At 48.9% G+C, this 18,602-nt stretch carries 13 protein-coding genes; 8 read left to right on the top strand and 5 right to left on the bottom strand.

Annotated features, from left to right (window positions below; translation table 11 throughout):
- Window positions 1-429 precede the first annotated feature (429 nt).
- The 4 genes from SD53_RS03055 (at window position 430) to SD53_RS03040 (ending at window position 7,446) form a co-directional block, all read left to right on the top strand.
- Window positions 430-2,232 carry a glycosyl hydrolase family 18 protein gene (locus SD53_RS03055; RefSeq protein ID WP_046518751.1) on the top strand — a complete coding sequence of 601 codons (1,803 nt, stop codon included), beginning with the start codon at window positions 430-432 and terminating at the stop codon, window positions 2,230-2,232.
- 88 nt (window positions 2,233-2,320) lie between these two features.
- A complete protein-coding gene (locus tag SD53_RS03050; RefSeq protein ID WP_046518750.1) occupies window positions 2,321-5,386 on the top strand; it encodes a glycosyl hydrolase family 18 protein in 3,066 nt (1,021 codons plus the stop codon).
- A 72-nt stretch (window positions 5,387-5,458) separates the two neighbouring features.
- Entirely contained in the window at window positions 5,459-6,667 is a 1,209-nt protein-coding gene (locus tag SD53_RS03045; protein WP_052749231.1) for a lytic polysaccharide monooxygenase, read from the top strand.
- Between the two features lie 170 nt (window positions 6,668-6,837).
- The gene (locus SD53_RS03040; RefSeq protein WP_046518749.1) at window positions 6,838-7,446 is read left to right on the top strand and encodes an outer membrane beta-barrel protein; all 609 of its coding nucleotides are present in this window, start codon (window positions 6,838-6,840) and stop codon (window positions 7,444-7,446) included.
- A gap of 60 nt (window positions 7,447-7,506) precedes the next feature.
- On the opposite strand, the gene SD53_RS03035 is transcribed toward SD53_RS03040, so the two are convergent.
- Entirely contained in the window at window positions 7,507-8,784 is a 1,278-nt protein-coding gene (locus SD53_RS03035; RefSeq protein WP_046518748.1) for an acetyl-CoA hydrolase/transferase family protein, read from the bottom strand.
- Between the two features lie 212 nt (window positions 8,785-8,996).
- Between SD53_RS03035 and SD53_RS03030 the strand changes: the two genes are divergently transcribed.
- Window positions 8,997-9,530 carry a hypothetical protein gene (locus SD53_RS03030; protein ID WP_052749230.1) on the top strand — a complete coding sequence of 178 codons (534 nt, stop codon included), beginning with the start codon at window positions 8,997-8,999 and terminating at the stop codon, window positions 9,528-9,530.
- 7 nt (window positions 9,531-9,537) lie between these two features.
- Here SD53_RS03030 and bktB read toward each other — a convergent pair whose 3' ends face one another.
- From bktB to SD53_RS03015, 3 genes are all read right to left on the bottom strand, one after another.
- Window positions 9,538-10,722, bottom strand: a complete 1,185-nt coding sequence (gene bktB, locus SD53_RS03025) for a beta-ketothiolase BktB (protein WP_046518747.1) — start codon at window positions 10,720-10,722, stop codon at window positions 9,538-9,540.
- Window positions 10,723-11,235: 513 nt separating this feature from the next.
- Window positions 11,236-11,682 (bottom strand): hypothetical protein, encoded by a 447-nt coding sequence (locus SD53_RS03020; protein ID WP_148092660.1) that lies wholly within the window; start codon window positions 11,680-11,682, stop codon window positions 11,236-11,238.
- Window positions 11,683-11,860: 178 nt separating this feature from the next.
- Window positions 11,861-14,824 carry an ExeM/NucH family extracellular endonuclease gene (locus tag SD53_RS03015; RefSeq protein ID WP_052749229.1) on the bottom strand — a complete coding sequence of 988 codons (2,964 nt, stop codon included), beginning with the start codon at window positions 14,822-14,824 and terminating at the stop codon, window positions 11,861-11,863.
- A gap of 288 nt (window positions 14,825-15,112) precedes the next feature.
- On the opposite strand from SD53_RS03015, the gene SD53_RS03010 reads away from it, so the two are divergent.
- Window positions 15,113-15,346 (top strand): hypothetical protein, encoded by a 234-nt coding sequence (locus SD53_RS03010; RefSeq protein ID WP_046518745.1) that lies wholly within the window; start codon window positions 15,113-15,115, stop codon window positions 15,344-15,346.
- 166 nt (window positions 15,347-15,512) lie between these two features.
- Here SD53_RS03010 and SD53_RS03005 read toward each other — a convergent pair whose 3' ends face one another.
- Entirely contained in the window at window positions 15,513-16,223 is a 711-nt protein-coding gene (locus SD53_RS03005; protein ID WP_046518744.1) for an alpha/beta fold hydrolase, read from the bottom strand.
- A gap of 177 nt (window positions 16,224-16,400) precedes the next feature.
- On the opposite strand from SD53_RS03005, the gene SD53_RS03000 reads away from it, so the two are divergent.
- Both SD53_RS03000 and SD53_RS02995 read left to right on the top strand, forming a co-directional pair.
- Window positions 16,401-17,378 carry an ABC transporter ATP-binding protein gene (locus tag SD53_RS03000; RefSeq protein WP_046518743.1) on the top strand — a complete coding sequence of 326 codons (978 nt, stop codon included), beginning with the start codon at window positions 16,401-16,403 and terminating at the stop codon, window positions 17,376-17,378.
- Window positions 17,375-18,544: an ABC transporter permease gene (locus tag SD53_RS02995; protein ID WP_046518742.1), complete on the top strand. Its 1,170-nt coding sequence runs from the start codon at window positions 17,375-17,377 to the stop codon at window positions 18,542-18,544. Before SD53_RS03000 ends, SD53_RS02995 begins: the two co-directional genes overlap by 4 nt.
- Window positions 18,545-18,602 lie beyond the last annotated feature (58 nt).

Below are 18,602 nucleotides of genomic sequence, written 5' to 3'. Positions count from 1 at the left end.
CCTGCTCAGACAGATACAGGCAGTGAATTGACACAGGCCGATCATACTTCAGTTCTGATCTGGCCTGTAGCTCTAAGCCGCTAAGTTTTTAGTGATTTTGCAGTTTATCGCCGCTGCTGTCACTGAGCGGAACGCGACCAGCCCCAACCGAACAGCAAAAAAACCTCTTTAAGGCACAAAAATGACTAACGCTGTCATAAAATAACTGATTTCCTCACAAGCAAATTAAAACTCATCTACATGATAAATAACAACTTAATAAAACCATCATAAATTTATCATCATTTTGTAAAGATCCAAAATTGACAGCGATGTCATTTAAATCAACTGTTATAGACGCTGATGATTCACCGGGAGCAGGATGGTCCGAAGTCGGTGATTTTTAGCAAAACAACAGGGTATTGCTTACAACAAAGAACCGGAGATTTCATGTTAACAACATTCATCACCCTGGCCGCTCAACAGGCGCGCCACAAGGTTTTTACCACCAGATTACGCCATCCTGCTTATGTACTGACCATCACCAGTCTGCTCTGTTCATTGCAGCTTAATGCGGCGCCAGCAGCGCCTGGCAAACCTCAGATCGCATGGCAGGAAAGCAATGTCAGTCTGGTCAATGGCCAGTTGAGTATCCCAGTGCAATGGGATATGTGGTGGGGTACCAATGGTAACGAGTGGAACCTGACTCGCAATGGCGCTGTAGTGTACAGCTCTTCCTTAACGCCAAATGGCCAGAATGCCCAAAGTGGCAGCACCAGCTCTGTAGTCACCAGTGCGGGCAGTTATGAGTTTGTCGTACAACTGTGTAATCAACAAGGGGCAGAAAAAACCTGTACTGCCAGCGATAAACGGCTGATCACAGTGACAGGTGCCGGAGGTAGCGACACAGGAGGTGGAGATACCGGAGGCGGCGACGATGGTTTCGATCCCTGGACTGACATCAATACCAGTCACTATCCTCAGCCGCTGAAACAAAACAACGTCGCTCATAGCAACAGCACAGGAAAAATGGTCGGCGGTTATTTTGTCGAATGGGGTATTTACGGCCGTAATTACCATGTAGCGGATATACCAGCGAAAAATCTAACCCATCTGTTTTATGGTTTTATTCCGATCTGTGGCCCAAATAGTTCGCTCAATGACGCCAACCCGCAAGGCTACAGCGCCTTAATGGCGCAATGTGCCGGTAAACCCGACTACACAGTGGTGGTCCATGACAAATTTGCGGCATTGGAAAAATCCTATCCGGGTGATACCTGGGATCAACCGGTGCGCGGCATATTTGCTGAATTGTACCGACTGAAAAAAACCCATCCCAACCTGAAAATTTTACCTTCAGTTGGTGGCTGGACCTTGTCTGATCCGCTCTACACCATAGGGGTTAACGCCCAAGCCCGCGCTACTTTTGTAGCGTCCATCGTCACTCTGATCAAAACCTATGATTTCTTTGATGGTGTTGATATTGACTGGGAATTCCCCGGCGGTGGTGGCGCCCACCCTACCCTTGGCTCTCCGCAGGATGGTGCAGGTTTTGCGCTCTTAATGCGCGATTTACGCCTGGCGATGGATGCATTAAGTGCAGAGACAGGCCGAACCTACCAACTGACAGCGGCCATGAGTGGCGGTGTACAAAAACTGCAACTGGTCGACTGGGAGGCCGCACATCCCTACATGGACTACATCAATCTGATGACCTACGACTATTACGGCGCATGGAACGGCACTTTGGGCCATCAAACCACCTTATACCCCAATCCAAACTCCCCTATGACAGGCTTCAGTGCTCATGAGGCTGTGCAGCACTTGCTGGCCCGTCAGGTGCCTGCTGGCAAAATCAGTATAGGTGCGGCCATGTATGGCCGGGGCTGGAAGAATGTCAGCAATGTGAGCAACAACAACCCCTTTACTGGCACAGGCGGCGCAGGCATCAGCGGTAGCTGGGAAGCGGGTATTGAAGATTACAAAAAAATCGAGACCAACTACATGGGTGGCGTCAATGGCACAGGAACCAATGGTTATAGCTTGTTATGGGATGACACGGCCAAAGCCAGCTATGTCTGGAACCCAACAACAGCGACGTTAATCAGCTTCGATACCAAACGTTCTGTGCAGGCCAAAGGCAACTATGTACTGCAGTACAACTTAGGCGGCATTTTCGCCTGGGAACTGGATGCAGACAACGGCCATATCCTCAACGCCATGCATGAAGGTTTAGGCCATCCGGCGCAATAACTGTCTGTCAGCAGCGGCCCTGCCATTTAAAAGTCTGGAGCCGCTGCTTTTCACTGCATTCTTCAGGACTCAAAATAAGAGAATCATTATGCAACAGGTACAAAAACTCTATCTGTCCGGGCTGTTAAGCCTGAGCAGTTTCAGCAGTCTGGCCATAGACTGCACTCCGCTTGCCACCTGGGATGCCGGCGGCACTTATGTCGCTAACGCTCAGGTTAAGCAGTTAAACAAAGCCTACAAAGCCAACTGGTGGAATCAAAACCGCGATCCGGCTTTGTATTCCAATCCCTATCAGGAATGGACTTTAGTTGGCAACTGTGATGGTGCACCACAAAATCAACCACCCGCAGCTAGCATCACCAGTCCAACCGCCAATGCCAGTCTGAATGCGGGCGCAACGGTCAATTTCACCGCCACAGCCACAGACCCAGACGGCAGTATCAGTAAAGTCGATTTTTACCTGAATAATCAGCTATACAGCTCTGACAGCAGCAGCCCCTATCAGGCGCCATGGCCAGCGGTCACAGGTAACCATCAGCTCTATGCGGTAGCTTTTGATAATCAAAATGCCAGTAGCCAAAGCAGCGTTATTGCCTTTAGTGTAACCGCATCCCCCGCCAATCAGCCTCCGGCGGTGAGTTTGTCTGCTCCTGCCAACAATAGCCACTACAGAACAGGCGAAAGCATTTTAATCAGCGCCTCAGCCAGTGACAGCGATGGCAGTGTCGCTAAAGTGCAGTTTTATCTTGGCAACACTTTATTAGCAGAGCAGACCGCAGCGCCTTTTACCACCAGTTGGACAGCAGTTGCAGGCCAGCAGCAACTGAAAGTCATAGCCACGGATAATCTGGGCGCAACCAGCGAAGTCTCAGCTTTCGTTACTGTGACAGATGAACAAAGTGGTCATGCCGCTTGTCGTCCTGATGGTTTGTACGCTACGCCCAATCTGGATGTACCTTATTGCACAGTGTACGACAGCAATGGCCGCGAGCTGATGGGGGCCGATCATAAACGCCGCATTATTGGTTATTTCACCAGTTGGCGTCATGGTGCCAACGGCCAGCCAAGCTACTTAGTACCGAATATTCCGTGGAGCAAAATCAGCCATATTAACTATGCTTTTGCCCATGTAAACGCCAGCAATCAGATTGGCATAGGCAACACACAAAGTGTCAGCAATCCGGCGACAGGCATGGAATGGCCTGCAGTGGCAGGGGCCGAAATGGATCCGGAGTTTAATTACAAAGGCCACTTTAATCTGTTGAATAAATACAAAAAACAGTATCCGCATGTGAAAACCCTGATCTCCATAGGCGGCTGGGCGGAAACAGGGGGGTTCTTTAATGATGCCGGTGAGCGTGTTGCCAGCGGTGGTTTTTACAGCATGACCACCAACAGCGATAACAGCATTAACTACAGCGGTATCAATACCTTTGCCGACTCAGTGGTCAACTTCCTGCGCACTTATGGTTTTGATGGTGCCGATATCGACTACGAGTACCCATCCAGTATGAAAGACTCGGGCAACCCGGAAGATTTTGCCTTATCCAATGCCCGCCGTGCTGGTTTAATGGCCTCTTATGTGGTGCTGATGAAAACCTTAAGAGAAAAACTGGATGCAGCAGCAGTGGCAGACGGCAAACATTATCTGCTGACCATTGCCTCGCCCTCCTCCGGTTATCTGCTGCGCGGTATGGAAGCCTTTCCTGTCACCCAGTATCTGGATTACGTCAATATCATGAGTTACGACCTGCATGGCGCCTGGAACCAGTATGTTGGCCCCAATGCGGCGCTGTTTGACGATGGACAGGACAACGAGCTGGCGACCTGGAACTACTACAACTCAGCGCAGTACCAGAATATTGGCTACTTAAATACCGACTGGGCTTACCACTATTTCCGCGGAGCTATGCAGGCAGGCCGCATCAATATTGGCGTGCCTTATTACAGCCGCGGCTGGAATAATGTCACAGGTGGAACCAACGGTTTATGGGGTAAAGCACCGTTACCAAATCAGAATCAATGTCCAGCAGGTACTGGTGGCTCGGCGCAAAACCAATGTGGCAGCGGCGCTGTCGGCATAGACAACCTCTGGCATGATTTGGGCAAAGATGGCGATGAAATGCCCGCAGGTTCGAATCCGCTTTGGCATACCAAAAATCTGCAAGCTGGGATCTTAGGTAGCTATGCCACTGTTTATGGGTTGGATCCGCTCAACCAACCAGCGGATCAACTGATTGGCACCTATCAGCACCACTACGACAGCACACTGGTCGCGCCCTGGCTGTGGAACAACAGCAAAAAAGTCTTCCTGTCGATTGAAGATGAAACCAGTATTGCCGCCAAAGCCGATTACATTATCGAACGCGGTATAGGTGGCGTGATGTTCTGGGAGCTGGCGGGTGATTACAGCTACAACAGCAGCAAAGGCGAATATGGCTTTGGTGATGACTTAACCAGTATTTTCTACAACAAATTTAAAACCGCGTCCTTGTATGGCAACCAGCGCGATCCACGGCCACTACCGGCCAGCAGTCTGGATCTGAAGGTCAGTCTGGGTGGCTTTAAATTAGGCGACTCCAACTACCCATTAAATCCTAAACTGACCCTGGTCAATAACAGCGGCCAGACCTTGCCAGGTGGCACAAAAATCAGCTTTGATGTGCCTACAGCCACAGGCAATAACGTCACAGACCAAAGTGGTTTAGGCACCACTGTGATTGAAAATGGCTCCAACAGCTCAGGCAACAATATTGGCGGACTGGACAATGATTTCCACAGGGTGGAGTTTACCCTGCCGGGTCACAGTCCGTTAGATGCAGGCGCGACATTGGAAGTCACGCTGAATTACTACTTACCTATTCCTATGCCGTCGAACTGGCGGGTTACTGTAGGCTTACAATCTTTTGCACTAAAACAGGATTACCCACAGTTACCTGCCGGCACCATCAATGGCGGCACTGGTGGTGACGGCGGCGGTAGTTGTGCTGGCGTGCCTGCAACTGTTGTGACCTACCCTGCCTGGCCGCGCACAAATCATGCAGCAGGTGGCGACTATATCCGCTATCAAAACCTGATTTACAAAGCCAATTGGTGGACCAATTCAGTGCCGGGTTCAGACAGTAGCTGGACTTTGATCTGCACCTCATCTTAACAGCTACGCCTCTTTGTTCTCTTCCCATCTTTGCGCCGGATCCTGACCGGCGCCTTTTTAAGGAGATTTTTTATGAAGACTTCAACACTCTTGTTGAGCAGCGGTTTCACCCTGCTAAGCCTGTTGTGCTCTTTTACCACTCAAGCCCATGGTTATGTTGAATACCCCAAAGCCCGCCAGCAAATTTGCAAGGAAGATGGCGGCTACTGGTGGCCCGCAGATGGCTCAGGCATCCCCAATTTAGCTTGTCGTGCCGCTTTTGTGCAGTCCGGCGAGTACCCCCTGAGTCAGCACCATGAATTTTCCAGTAATGTCGCCAACTATCAGGATATCAATGCCGTCAAAGCCAAACTGACCACAGGTTTACTTTGTGCGGGCGGCGATGCCCGTAAAGCCGGTATGGATGCACCTTCTGCAGATTGGCAATACAGTACTGTCGATTTAAGCAAGCAAACTAACCTGCAACTAAAATTTAAAGCCACCACACCGCATAATCCCAGCTACTGGCAAGTGTATTTGTCCAAAGCAGGCTTTGATCCGGCCACCGAGCCCTTAAGCTGGGATAAATTACAACTTATTCATCAGCAAGCTGATGTCATCGCGCAAGCCGGGTATTACTTACTGAAGATCAATTTGCCTTTGGATCGTCAGGGTAAAGCCGTACTCTATACCCGCTGGCAACGTGAAGATGCGGCTGGCGAAGGGTTTTATAATTGTTCTGATCTGTTCTTCGTCAATGGCGGCACTGAACCCCAACCAGACCCTGTCTGGTTTGATAAAGGCAGCTATTTAACCTCGGGTCAAACCGGAGCTAAGGGCGAAACTGCGGTACTGCGTGTCTTTAACAGCAATGGTCAGGAACTGCTGCAATACAGTCTGTTGATCACAGAGTCCTCAGCACTCAATCAACAATGGGCACTGGATTTAGCGGCGCACGTGAATAACCAACAGAGCGAGGCGCTGCGTATTGGTATGTTAGACAATGCGCAGATCACAGTGCAGCCTAATGCCAGCCAAAACCGCTTTTATCTGGCTGATAACAGCTACTTTGTTAATCTGGATTTAAAGCCAGCAGACACTGCAACGCCGGGTTGTGCGGGTGTAGATACAGCTCAGATTTTTGCTTACCCCAACTGGCCACAACAGGACTGGAATGGTCAGCCCAGCCATGCCGTTGAAGGCGATTATCTGTCGTATCAGAACAAGCTCTATCGCGCCAACTGGTGGACTCAGTCTGTACCGGGTTCAGACAGCAGCTGGACTTTGATTTGTACCCTCTGATCAGCTGATTCTGAAAATGAAATAAGCCCGTTTACACTGTGCGGGCTTTTTTGTTAGCCGAATAAAACATCTCTATGAAACAAACAGTTACAAAACCAATAAAATAGATGTTTACATCATGCTTTAATTAAATTTACATTGCAGGCTGGATTACTATAAAAGGAACTTCGATGAAAATCTCAGTTAAATTGCTGCTTGTATTGCCTTTATTGACCGCTGCCCCTGCTTTGTTCGCTGCTGCTTCCGACTTCGCTGTCAGCGCTGATGTTGGCGCAACACGTCAATCTTCTGATGGCGAGTCTGGCACTGAAGCCTCAGCCTCTTTGGGCCTGAGTTATCAAATCACCCCACAGTGGTCAGTGCTGCTGAACTACACGGATTCAGGTGAGGCTGATCTGACAACAGTCAGCGATACTTTTGCGATTGGCGATGTGCTCTACGATGCCACACTGGCGTTGGACAATACAGCTATTGGGCTCTTTGCGCAGTATATGACTGAGCGTCAAGCTGAACACTGGTCTTTTGGTGGTCGTCTGGGTCTGGTGCGTTGGGATACGGATCTGAATTTAACCCTGCATGCGTCCCCTGATGTAGGTTTAACTATTTTGTCTGATACAGGCACCGACCTGGCGGCAGGCTTAGTAGCACAATACGCCTTAACAGAAAAATGGGACATGACACTGGGCTTAGATTATATGCGCTACAGCATCAGTTTCGAGGACGAGTCTACCGATGTCACCAACACCAGGCTCTACATTGGCTTAAAAAATACCTTTTAAGCCAATAACCGGGCTCTGGAACTCTGCTATTTATTAAGTTACAGAGCCCTGTTGACAGCGTTAAATCACTAATCCCCAATCCTGATAAGCATCACGGGCCAACTGCTGCCGAAATTGTGGCGCTGCTATCTCAATTAAAGCTTTGGCTCGTTCGGTTAAACTGCGGGCGCGCAAATTCGCCACACCATATTCAGTCACCACATAATGCACATGAGCACGGGTGGTCACCACGCCTGCACCAGGAGCCAACAAAGAACTGATGCGGGACACTGTGCCACCTGCCGCTGTGGCAGGTAATGCAATCACAGAGCGGCCGCCTTCTGATAACGCCGCACCACGGACAAAATCCATCTGACCGCCTACGCCGGAATAAATGCGAGTGCCGAGCGAGTCCGCACAAACCTGACCGGATAAATCCACTTGCAGCGCACTATTAATCGCCATCACCTGCGGGTTTTGCCGGATCACAGCGGTGTCGTTGGTGTAAGCCACATCCAAAAATACCACTTCAGGGTTGTCATCGACAAAGTCGTACAAAACCTGACTACCCATCGCAAAGGTCGTGACTATTTTGCCCGGATGTTTTTTCTTATTGCGATTGGTGAACACGCCTTTTTCCAGCAGCGGCAATACACCATCGGAAAACATTTCGGTGTGAATACCTAGCTGTTGCCGGTCGCCAAGGCAAGCCAAAGTGGCGTCCGGAATTGCGCCTATGCCCATCTGCAGGCAATCGCCGTCCCGCACCAAACTTGCGACATGACGGCCAATTTGCGCGGTGATCGGATCCTGTGCTGCAGGCAGATGTAAAGGAATTGGACTTTCCAGTTCAACATAAGCCGCAAAATCAGACAGATGCACAAAGGAATCACCATGAGTACGCGGCATATTCGGATTAATCTGCGCGATGATTTTTTTCGCCGATTGCAACGCCGCTCTGGTGGCCTCTACTGAAATCCCCAGGCTACACAAACCATGTTTATCCGGCGGCGACACCTGAATAAGAGCGGTATCGAGCCGTTGCTCGCCGCTTCGGAATAACTTAGGTATTTCCGACAAAAAAGCCGGTACATAATCGGCTAATCCGGCATTGACGGCAGGACGGCTGGGGCGGCCAACAAAAAATACCCGCTGACGTAAATGCCCTTGTAGCTCAGGAGCTGCCAATACGTCGCTATGCTCGGTATGTAAACTCAGTAAAGTTAAATCCTGCTTATCAAGCGCAACTTTTGCCAGACTAGTGAGCATGGCATAAGGGGTAGCGGCCATCGAATGGCACCAAATGGTTTCACCATTCTGGATCAGTGAAAGTGCTTGTTCGGCCGAATGACAACGCATAAAAGTCCTGTGCTTTAAGTAAATGACGCCTGCAGTTTAGTAGGCTTTTATCAGGCTAATACTGATACGGATCAACAGAAAGCATTGATAAAGGTAAATTTTTTGTTATCTTACTCAGGTCAGTTCAGGCTGAAACACATTACAAAACCAACACTTAAATTTATATCGCCTTCAACGACGAAGGTCTGCTGTTCAACACAAGGATGAATGAAATGAAAGTTGCTCTGTTCTATCCCCTGCTGCTGGCTACTCTTGCAGGTTGCGCCGTACAACAAGCTCCGGTACCTGCCAAACCGGGCTTGACAGCCTGGGATGCCATAGTAATGTCGGAACAATCAGCGCCCGAAGCTGTTCCGGGTGTCTTTTCTTTGCAGATAAAAAATGCAGCAAGGATAGGCGATATTGTTTATCTGAATACAGAATACGATTATCGCGACAGACGGAATGTTACTTTGGTATTAACACCAAAACTGTTAAAGGAATTTGCCGCAAGCTATCCGGATCACCAACCCGAACAGTACTTTTTAGGACGCACTATAGTCGTCAATGGCGCAGCTGCCCGCCAAACCATCTGGTTTTTCAGCCAGGGTAAACAAACCGAAAAGTATTATTTCCAGACCCATATCCCCATCTGGTACACAGGTCAGATCCTGTCACCATTAACGGCAAAGGCCTATTGGCAACAAAATAAAAAGGCAGCAGAGCAGATTGAATCACCAGTTGATGAAGAAACATCGCTCAATTGATTGAGCGTTATAAACGCTCAATCAACAGCGCTATGCCCTGCCCGCCGCCAATACACATGGTAATTAGGCCATAACGCCCTGCTGTTCTTTGTAACTCGGCCAGAGCTTTGACCACCAATATGGCACCAGTAGCCCCAACCGGATGCCCAAGTGCTATAGCGCCACCGTTGGGGTTTACTTTGTCAGGGTGAAACCCCAGCGTTTGACTAACTGCCATGGCCTGGGATGCAAAAGCCTCATTGGATTCAATCACATCAATATCACCAAGCGATATGCCTGTCTGTGCCAGTAATTTCTGTACCGCTGGTATAGGCCCTAATCCCATTAAGGCAGGTTCAACACCGGCAAAACTGTAGCCCAGAATACGGGCCTGTGGCCTTACACCAAGACGATTCGCCTCACGCAAACTGGTGAGCACCAAAGCAGCGGCACCATCATTTAAACCAGAAGCATTGCCGGCTGTCACCAGTCCGTCTTTTTTAAACGCGGCTTTAAGTACACTTAAGCTCTCGACTGTAGTCTGCGGTCTTAGGTGTTCATCCTTATCGATCCAAAGTTCAGACTGGCGCGATTGCACTAAAACCGGCGTAATTTGCTGATCAAAATAACCTTGGTGCTGTGCATAAGCAGCACGGCGCTGACTTTCAGCAGCAAAACTATCCAGCTCAGCCCGGCTAAAACCATACTGAGCCGCGATAGTCTCTGCAGTCAGGCCCATATGACCACTACCAAAAGGGTCGGACAAAATACCTAAGGTTAAATCTGTGACCGCAGCATGGCCTAATCGCAAGCCTTTACGTACCGCAGGCAACAAATAAGCACCATTGCTCATACTTTCAGCGCCACCTGCTAAAGCAATTTGGCCTTGCCTCAACTGAATAAGCTGAGCAGCAGAAATCACCGCCTGTAGCGCCGAACCACATAAACGATTGACATTAAAAGCTGCGCTGCTGACCGCTAAACCAGAATTCAGCGCAATATGCCGGGCCAGATACGCATCTTCAGGGCCTGTGATAATAATATGACCAAAAACTGCATGCTCAATCTGTGCTGCATCCACCCCACTGCGGCTAATCGCAGCCTTAGCCGCAGCAGTGCCAAGCTGTGCAGGGCTTAAGGATGAAAGCGCGCCAGCAAAACTACCGATAGCAGTACGGGCACCGGCAAGAATAACCACATCAGACAATTGCATACTATCCCCGAAAAACAGACTGTAAAAAGCCAGCTTATCTCAGTTTTACCCGCTCTGGTAGGAGGACTGTCGCTAGATTGCGGCTATAGAGCAGTTCAAGTTTTACGCGAGGAATACAAGACATTCCGCCATCAGCTTAAAAGGGTTAAAGGCTGACAATGGAATCTCGGTTTATGCTTTTTAATAACCACTAAGGTTTATCAAAGTCTATCAGGGGCGAATTACAGCCTTTAACGCAAAGCATTGGGGCGGCTGGAGCGCAGCGTAAGCCGTCCCAGCCGTACTAGCGGCGACAATAGCGCATTGTTATGTGAGCGTTTTTCCTTCTTCAGCAACAAATAAATGTGTTTGTTGGTTTGTCCAGGCGTGCCTGATTACTGCTGACACTATGTATGCCCAATGACATAGACAAGGTCAGATTTTGGCACAAAGCTATCTGTTGCTGACCTGATGCAGATACACGGCTTGGGACAATGGCTTGAAGCCCGCTATTACTACAAACTATTGCTGTATTTACAGCCTATCATCAGGCCCACAGAGAGGGAGTTTTTGCATCTCCTGCGCTGTGGCGCTGTCGTTACATTCGCCAATAATGCGCTCGTAACCATGTTCAAAACTGCTGTCGAGTTCAAAGTAGCCTTCTTTGCAAAACTGTTTGGTTTCCATCAGTTCAGCCAGTTCGTCGTACAAAGGGCCTTCGCCTGGTTCTTTGTCATAACGGTCAGCATTGGCAGGCCGGGCTCTGGTGCGCATTGCGTGCTCCTCTGCCATACGCTGCATCATTACTTTTTGTTCTATCTGCATAGGACGGCCTTTGCGATAGCTGAATTGTTTGCTTTGATCCGGATGCACACAGGCTTTAAATACCGCCTTTGCCGAAGAGCGCTTGTGCGGTGTTGAAGAGCATCCGGCAAGCAGCACAACAACACTCATAAGAGCGACCCAATACTGTGGTTTCACCTGACTATTTTCCTTTTACTAAGCAGTTGCGCTGCATGGAGGCTGTGGATCTGAATCAACCAGACGCTGGCTAACCTATTTTGTTCCTTGTAACACAAAATAACCCCGATGCGCAGCCAAAAAAACGGCCACCCGCAGGTGGCTGTTTTCATACACTCAGGTCAAACTCCGACAGAGCTTAACCAAATAACCATCCCAATACAGCGTTAATCACCGAAATCACCCACTGCACCACTGCATTGCCTTTGCTGTCTTTTACTTCAATAACGTAATGGACAGTAGTGCTGACGCCCAAAGAGTCTGTCGCTTTGATGCTGAATGTAAGTTCAGGCTGATGTTTAGCATTCAGTTTCTTTTTCAGTGTCAGTTGACCGTTTTTAAAGCTCAGGTATTTGTTGCTGTCAATCAGCTCAAGGCTTTGGATACTGGTGTTGTTGCCTGTGGCCTCAGCCTTGACTGCCGCCAGCAGAGTACCAGGACGAATACTGTCAGAAATCACGGCGGGTAAGCCTTCTAAGCGAATCACGGGTAACTCAGGTAAATCATTTAACTGCACTTCAATGCGGGCAGGTTCAGACACCAGGCCTGTTTCAGTTTCTGCTGTCAGCTCAAAACGGAGCACCTGACGGCTTTCAAAATCCAGTTCTGCGCCGGCTGCTACCACTAACTGGCCGTTGGCATTAACACTGAATAAATCGGCCTGCTCACCTGATAACTGGTAACCGGTAATAGTTACCGCAGAGCTGGTCACAATTTGGCCTACCACAGTGCCAGCGGCAGCTTGCTCATCCAACAGGAAAAACTGGTCTTGCACTACCGGCCTGGCAAAATACACCGACATCACCATAGGATCGTGATCCGAAGATCGGAATGGGCCAGGCGCATAGAAGTTGGCTTTGGCGACTTCAGATTTAAACTCTTCGTTGTAATCCAGGATCACAGGTTCATCGGCGTTGATGGCCCACTCTGTCACTTCGGCCACGCGGTTTTTAATCTCGCCAGCAGCAAATACATGGTCCAGCGTGCCTGACTCGCCATTAAACAGATAAGAGCTGATTTTATTACCATGCAGTTGCTGGCTGACCTGCACATAGCCTGAGTCGTTCATAGCGCGGATTGGGTCTTCCTGCATATAGGCGTTAAAGTCACCGACTATTACGCTATTGTCTGTTTCTACCCCTGTTGGGTAACCGGCCAGCCAGTTGCCCATTGCAGTTGCAGCCTGCAGACGTAACCCATTCCAGCAGCCCTGACCGTCGCCTGAGTCACTATTGGCCAGATCGGTTTTATCACTTGGGCAGCTACCTTTGGATTTTAAATGCACTACGGTCAAATTCAGCAGTTCACCAGATTGCTGCAGTTTAAAGCTCTGGCTGATTAGAGGTCTGTTGCCGTAATCAAAAGGAGCGGCATTGCCAATAGCGGCTGTGCCTGCCTGCACCACTTTGTCTTTGCGATAAATGATCGCAGAGGTGATTTCATCCGTGCCCACTTTAGCTACATTAAAATCAACAAAAGCCCAGACATCGGCACCGGCTTTTGCATTTAAACCACGCACTAAATCAGCAATGGCCGATTGCTCGGAAAAACCGTCGTTTTCAATTTCCAGTAAACCGACTAAATCGGCGTTCATCGCAGAAATCGCGGCAATTATTTTGTCGCGTTGTTTGGCAAATTCAACAGCAGTTGAAGCACCACGCGAGGTTGGGAAACCATTGCCTGCGCCGTCACCGTTGAAGTAGTTCAGCACGTTGATGCTGGCAATACGGTAATCGCCTTTGCTGATCGCAGGTTGCTCAGTGCGTGGATTGCTGCTGACAAACACAGGTTCAGTTAATGGGTGAACCCGGTATTTGCTAAAACCGTAACCCAGCACAGCGTCAAAAGGTAAAACTTCATCGCCCACCCGCACTGTATTGGTCGCTGATAAACGCGGAGCCGGATACACGGTATCTTTATTTTGCAGGTTAGAGCCGTCGTCCAGTACCAGCTTGTTCAGGCTGTTGGCTGCCATCACAGCTTTAGCTGCATCACCGGGCAATGCAATTTGTGTTGGCTGATACAAACGCTCAGACGACAAGCCAAGCTCGTTGTAACGGCCCAAACCATAGTTATCCGTCACCACCGTTGGCTCAGCTACACGTACTTTCATGCCTTCAAGGGCTTCAAATTGGCCTAAGCTGGCGACAGGTAAAGTGACAGGCACAGCCGCAATAGCTTCGCCTGCACCACACGAAGTTAAATCCACCAGTTTTGCCAGTTGCGTCTGACCAAAAGACTCTTCTACCACAGCGCTGACCCGAACCTTGTCGCCCACTACTGCGGCTTTGCCAAACAGGTTGTCGTAGACAAACACAGCTTCAGAGCTGTTCGCATTTTGATCCTGATCGGCCGCTTCTTCCTGAATAAAGAAGCCTTTTAAGCCTGTGCTGTCCTGAAAACTGGCGGTGACTACGGCTTCGACTGACACTGTCTGACCTTTCAGTGGAGAGACATCCGTCTCGCCCTGAATGGCAGAAATCAGCGTGGTTGCATCACCACATTGGCCATGCACATAAACAGGTTCTTCTGGTGTGCCTGAACCTGAACCGTTGTACTTGCCGATATCGCTGAAGTCATCCTGCGCAAACTGGTCGTACTGTAATGAAGGGTCAAATACGTCAGTGGTTGTGGTATCCCCTGTCGTGACTGACGCTTTGCGTCTTAAGCTTTTATCAACAGTCGAAACACCGCCGCTATTCCACGCACTGCCCGGGTCAAAGCCGACCTGACCAAAAGAATCTATCACCTGATCGGCTTTGGACAACACCAGTGCATCATCACCGTTGTACCAGGATGAGCTATTAAGCAACTGAGCTTTGTCTTTCAGCGCTGCAACAGAATTACTGTTGGCAATCACATAGACAGCGCCAGGGGCTAGCGTGCCGGTTAAATTAATAGTGGTGGCGGCAGTGGTGTTGCCATTAAAAAACATCTGCAGTTTGTACTGGCTTAAATCAACGGGCTGACTGCCCAGATTTACCAGTTCTACGGCTTTATTATTGGAAGACCCCTCAACATATTCAGAGATCAGTAATTCGGCGTGCAGTGCTGGACTGAGTGCCAGCGCAACGGCAACAGCACATAGGTTTTTTATGCTCATGGAGTTCACTTTTGGGTTATTTATGATTTTAACGGGTAAACATTAGAGGTTAACAATGTTACAGGCATATTAATAAACCAAGGGCTTTATTTAATCAATCGCAATATTTACACCATTGAACTGAATTCAGCAGAGATTCATCGTTAATTTCAGGCTTTTTTACCAAGCGACGGAACAAAGCTGACTGTGCTTGTGTCAGAGCCTGTGCATGAGAACTCCTCCCGGAGTGAGAGAAGTAATTCACCACCAGGGAATATTATTAAAAAGCGCTACACAGGAGCTCAATCCATGATGATCAGTATCCGTAATCGTATTTTAGCTTTTTTAGATTTGGCCCACTGCCAGTACAAAGTCGAAGGCAATACCATCACCACTTCTTCTGCGGTGCTGGCCTTTACTGCGGACCATTTGTCGATCCGGCGTGAAGGCAAACCTGAACGTTTGATGCCCTATGAAAAGTTAAATATGGATAAAATCTTGTTTTTGCTGACCGCACAGGCGGACAAAACACCAACGCATTAGCCTTTGACTGAGTGTTATCCGTAAACTGCAGTACAAACTGAAAGCCAGGCTGGCTCCGTGCTTCTGATGTGACCGGAGTCAGTGCTTCAGCGGTGAACTCCCTCACCTTACGTTGTCTGTCTCTTGATAAATGAACCCTGGTTAGGCTCACTGCATCTGCGTTGGCTTACATCGGCTTGAGCTGATGCTGAATAAAATGCCTAAGCTGTGCCGCCGCCTGCGCTGGCACAGCCTGCAATAAAAAATGCGGTGCATCCAACTGGACCAGTTGCATATCAGGTTGCAACTGCGCCAGGGTTTTTGCATTAAAAGCCCAAATCAGTCTGTCTTGTTTTGCCTGCAAATACAGCAGTGGCAAAGTTAAAGTCGCAAATTCTTTCAGTACATCCACCTGCAACACTTGTTTGGCCCTGTGTTTAATCACTGGCTCTGACACCATCGTCAGGGCTTTTTCCAACAAGGCCGATAACTCTGCACTGGCATAACGTCCTTGCAACCACAAAGCCGTCCAGTGATGGACCAACTCGTTCCAGGGGAGTTTGTCTACCGCATGAATGAAACCTTTAAAGGCGGGTAATGGATTGCGGCCAAAGGTGGCACACAACACCAGGCCGGTTAAGTATTGGGGCTGCTCTGCAGCCAGTAAAATGCCCAGCGGTCCGGAAAAAGACTCCGCCAGCACCATAAAAGGATGTCCCGGCAATTGGGGCCGGATAAAGTCCAGCAGTTGCGAATAATCCAACAGTTGATCCAAAGGGTAAGCGATCACCTGAAGTTGATACTCAGGGGCGAGTTGCTGCGCCAGTTGCTGATACAAAATCCCGGTTCCATCCAGCCCCGGCAGCACTACTATGGTAGGAGCCGTGTTTCCATTCATCCGTTCACATCCCCTTTATCCAGCCCGAGGGTTAGTGTACTGCAGGCAGATGACAAAGCGCTGACAAAATGTCAGCTTTAGCTTAATAAATTGTTACAGCTTAGAGTTGTGATACCAAGGATGGCATTGATATGCTTCAGCCACTCTTGTGAATTCGCGACTTGATAAGGACAGCCCATGCTCAGGATTTCTGCATACCAAATCGAAAAAAGTTACAGTACAGTCAAAGCGGTCAACCGTGTTAGTTTTGAAGTTCAGTCAGGTCAGATTTTTGCGCTGCTCGGTCCAAATGGCGCGGGTAAATCCTCTCTGATCCGCATGCTGGTCGGCTTAACCCGCCCGGACGCCGGAAAAATCAACATTGAATTCAAAGGCGAGCAACTCAGTACCTTGCCAAAGCGTTGTTATGGTTATCTGCCAGAAGACAGAGGCTTATACCAGGATAGAACAGTTCGGCAAAACCTGACCTACATCGGCAAACTCCGTGGTATGACCGCATCAGAGCTGGATTCGGCGTTAAGACTGTGGTGTGACCGCCTCGATTTGTCAGAAAAAATGGAGGATAACTTAAACAAACTGTCCAAAGGCAATCAGCAAAAAGTGCAACTGATTAGTTGTGTGTTACATCAACCTGATTTGCTGATTTTGGATGAACCTTTTTCGGGTCTGGATCCGGTCAATCAGGAACATGTATTGTCGATCCTGACGGAGTTAAAACAAAGTGGCACCACAGTGATTTTAAGTGCCCACCAGATGGCCCTGATTGAACGTTTAGCCGATCAGATGTTACTGCTGAACAAAGGAGAGCTGGTTGCGCAAGGCAGTCTGGCTGAGGTCAGTGTGCAACTGGATCCCAAACAATGGTATGAAGTGAGCTTTACGCAGCAGATCAGCACCGAAGCATTGCAAGGTTTAACCGCGGTGGCCGAATGCAACAGGCTGGAGGCCACTAAAGTTCAACTGACCTTAAACCCAGGTTATAGCGTCAGTCAGTTATTGCAGCAATTAAGTGGCCTGGCCGATTTGGCTGATTTCAGCCGTATTCAACCCAGTTTGCACCAACTCTATCTGACCGCGGTACAGAACCATAACCAACAACAAAGCCTGAGCAAGCAAGCGCGTCAGCAACAGAATGCAGAAGGAGATGCCGCATGAATTTATGGGCTATCGCTGTATTTGAATTTCAACGTTATTTTAAATGGAAACAGGAAATTATTAGTCTTGGGTTGATGCTGTTGTCTTTAGTGCTGATGAGCACCTGGCCACTGCTAAAAACCTGGCTGGATAATGATTATAAAGTAGCGCTGATCAGCAATGCCGCCAGTCCTTCGATCAGTGGTTTTCAGATCAGTCAGCTCCCGCCCGACTTGGCCGATACTGCACTCTCGGGTGTGGGCGAAGTCTGGGATTTAGTTGTTCAGGTAAAAGACAACACACTGCTGATAACAGCGGAATCCAGTGCCAGTTGGCAGGATAAAATTACGCCGCAACTACAAGATTGGTTGCAAAAACAACGTATTGCTCAGTTGCCTTTAACCGCAGAGCAAAAAACTATCGTCAACACTTTGCCAGAAGCTCAATTGATTTTTCTGAAAAAAGACTCCGCTAAACAAAACAAAGAGCAACAAATGGTCAGTGGTGGTCTGTTGATCCTGCTTGTTATTGGTGTGTTCTCCGGCTTTGGTTTTATGTTTACTGCCATCACCACAGAAAAGCAACAGCGGGTGACAGAGCAGCTTCTGACACTGATCAGTACCAGAGAGTGGATTGACGGTAAAATTTTAGGTATCTCGTTGTTTTGCCTGAAAAGTATGCTAACCACAGGTTTGTTTTTGTATCTGATGGTGCAGGCTGTTTCACTGGCCAAGGGCAAAGGTATGTTTCTGCTGCCCATCACGGCCTGGGAGCTTGCCAGCGCTGTGCTTTTTGTCAGTTTAGGGTTGTTACTGATCAATAGTTTTATGGCGGGTTTCGCCGCGACTATTGATGACCCTAACCACTCAAGCCGCTCTTTAGTGATGTTTTTACCTACTGTGCCTTTAGGCGTTGTGTTCAGTGCCATGGACAACGCTGAGGGGTCGTTGATGCATATCCTGAGTTTGTTTCCACTGACCTCATTTGCCGCAATGCCGATGCGAATGGCATCGGTATCCGTGCCCTGGTGGGAGTGGCTGGTGTCACTGTTGTTATTACTCGCCTGCTTGTTTTGGCTGAAAAGTGCAGCCAGCCGGGTATTTGAACTGGGCATTCGGATGTATGGCAAAGAACCGGAATGGTCGTTGTTACTGAAAACCTTCTTATTTGCCAGGGTGAAAGAATAAAAAACCAGCAACTGGTCTGGGGCCCGGTTAAAAACGTACTGAACTTCGTGTGACTGTT

The sequence above is a fragment of the Rheinheimera mesophila genome (assembly GCF_000986865.1).
GTDB lineage: Bacteria > Pseudomonadota > Gammaproteobacteria > Enterobacterales > Alteromonadaceae > Pararheinheimera > Pararheinheimera mesophila.
This window is presented reverse-complemented; position numbering and strand designations above follow the sequence as displayed.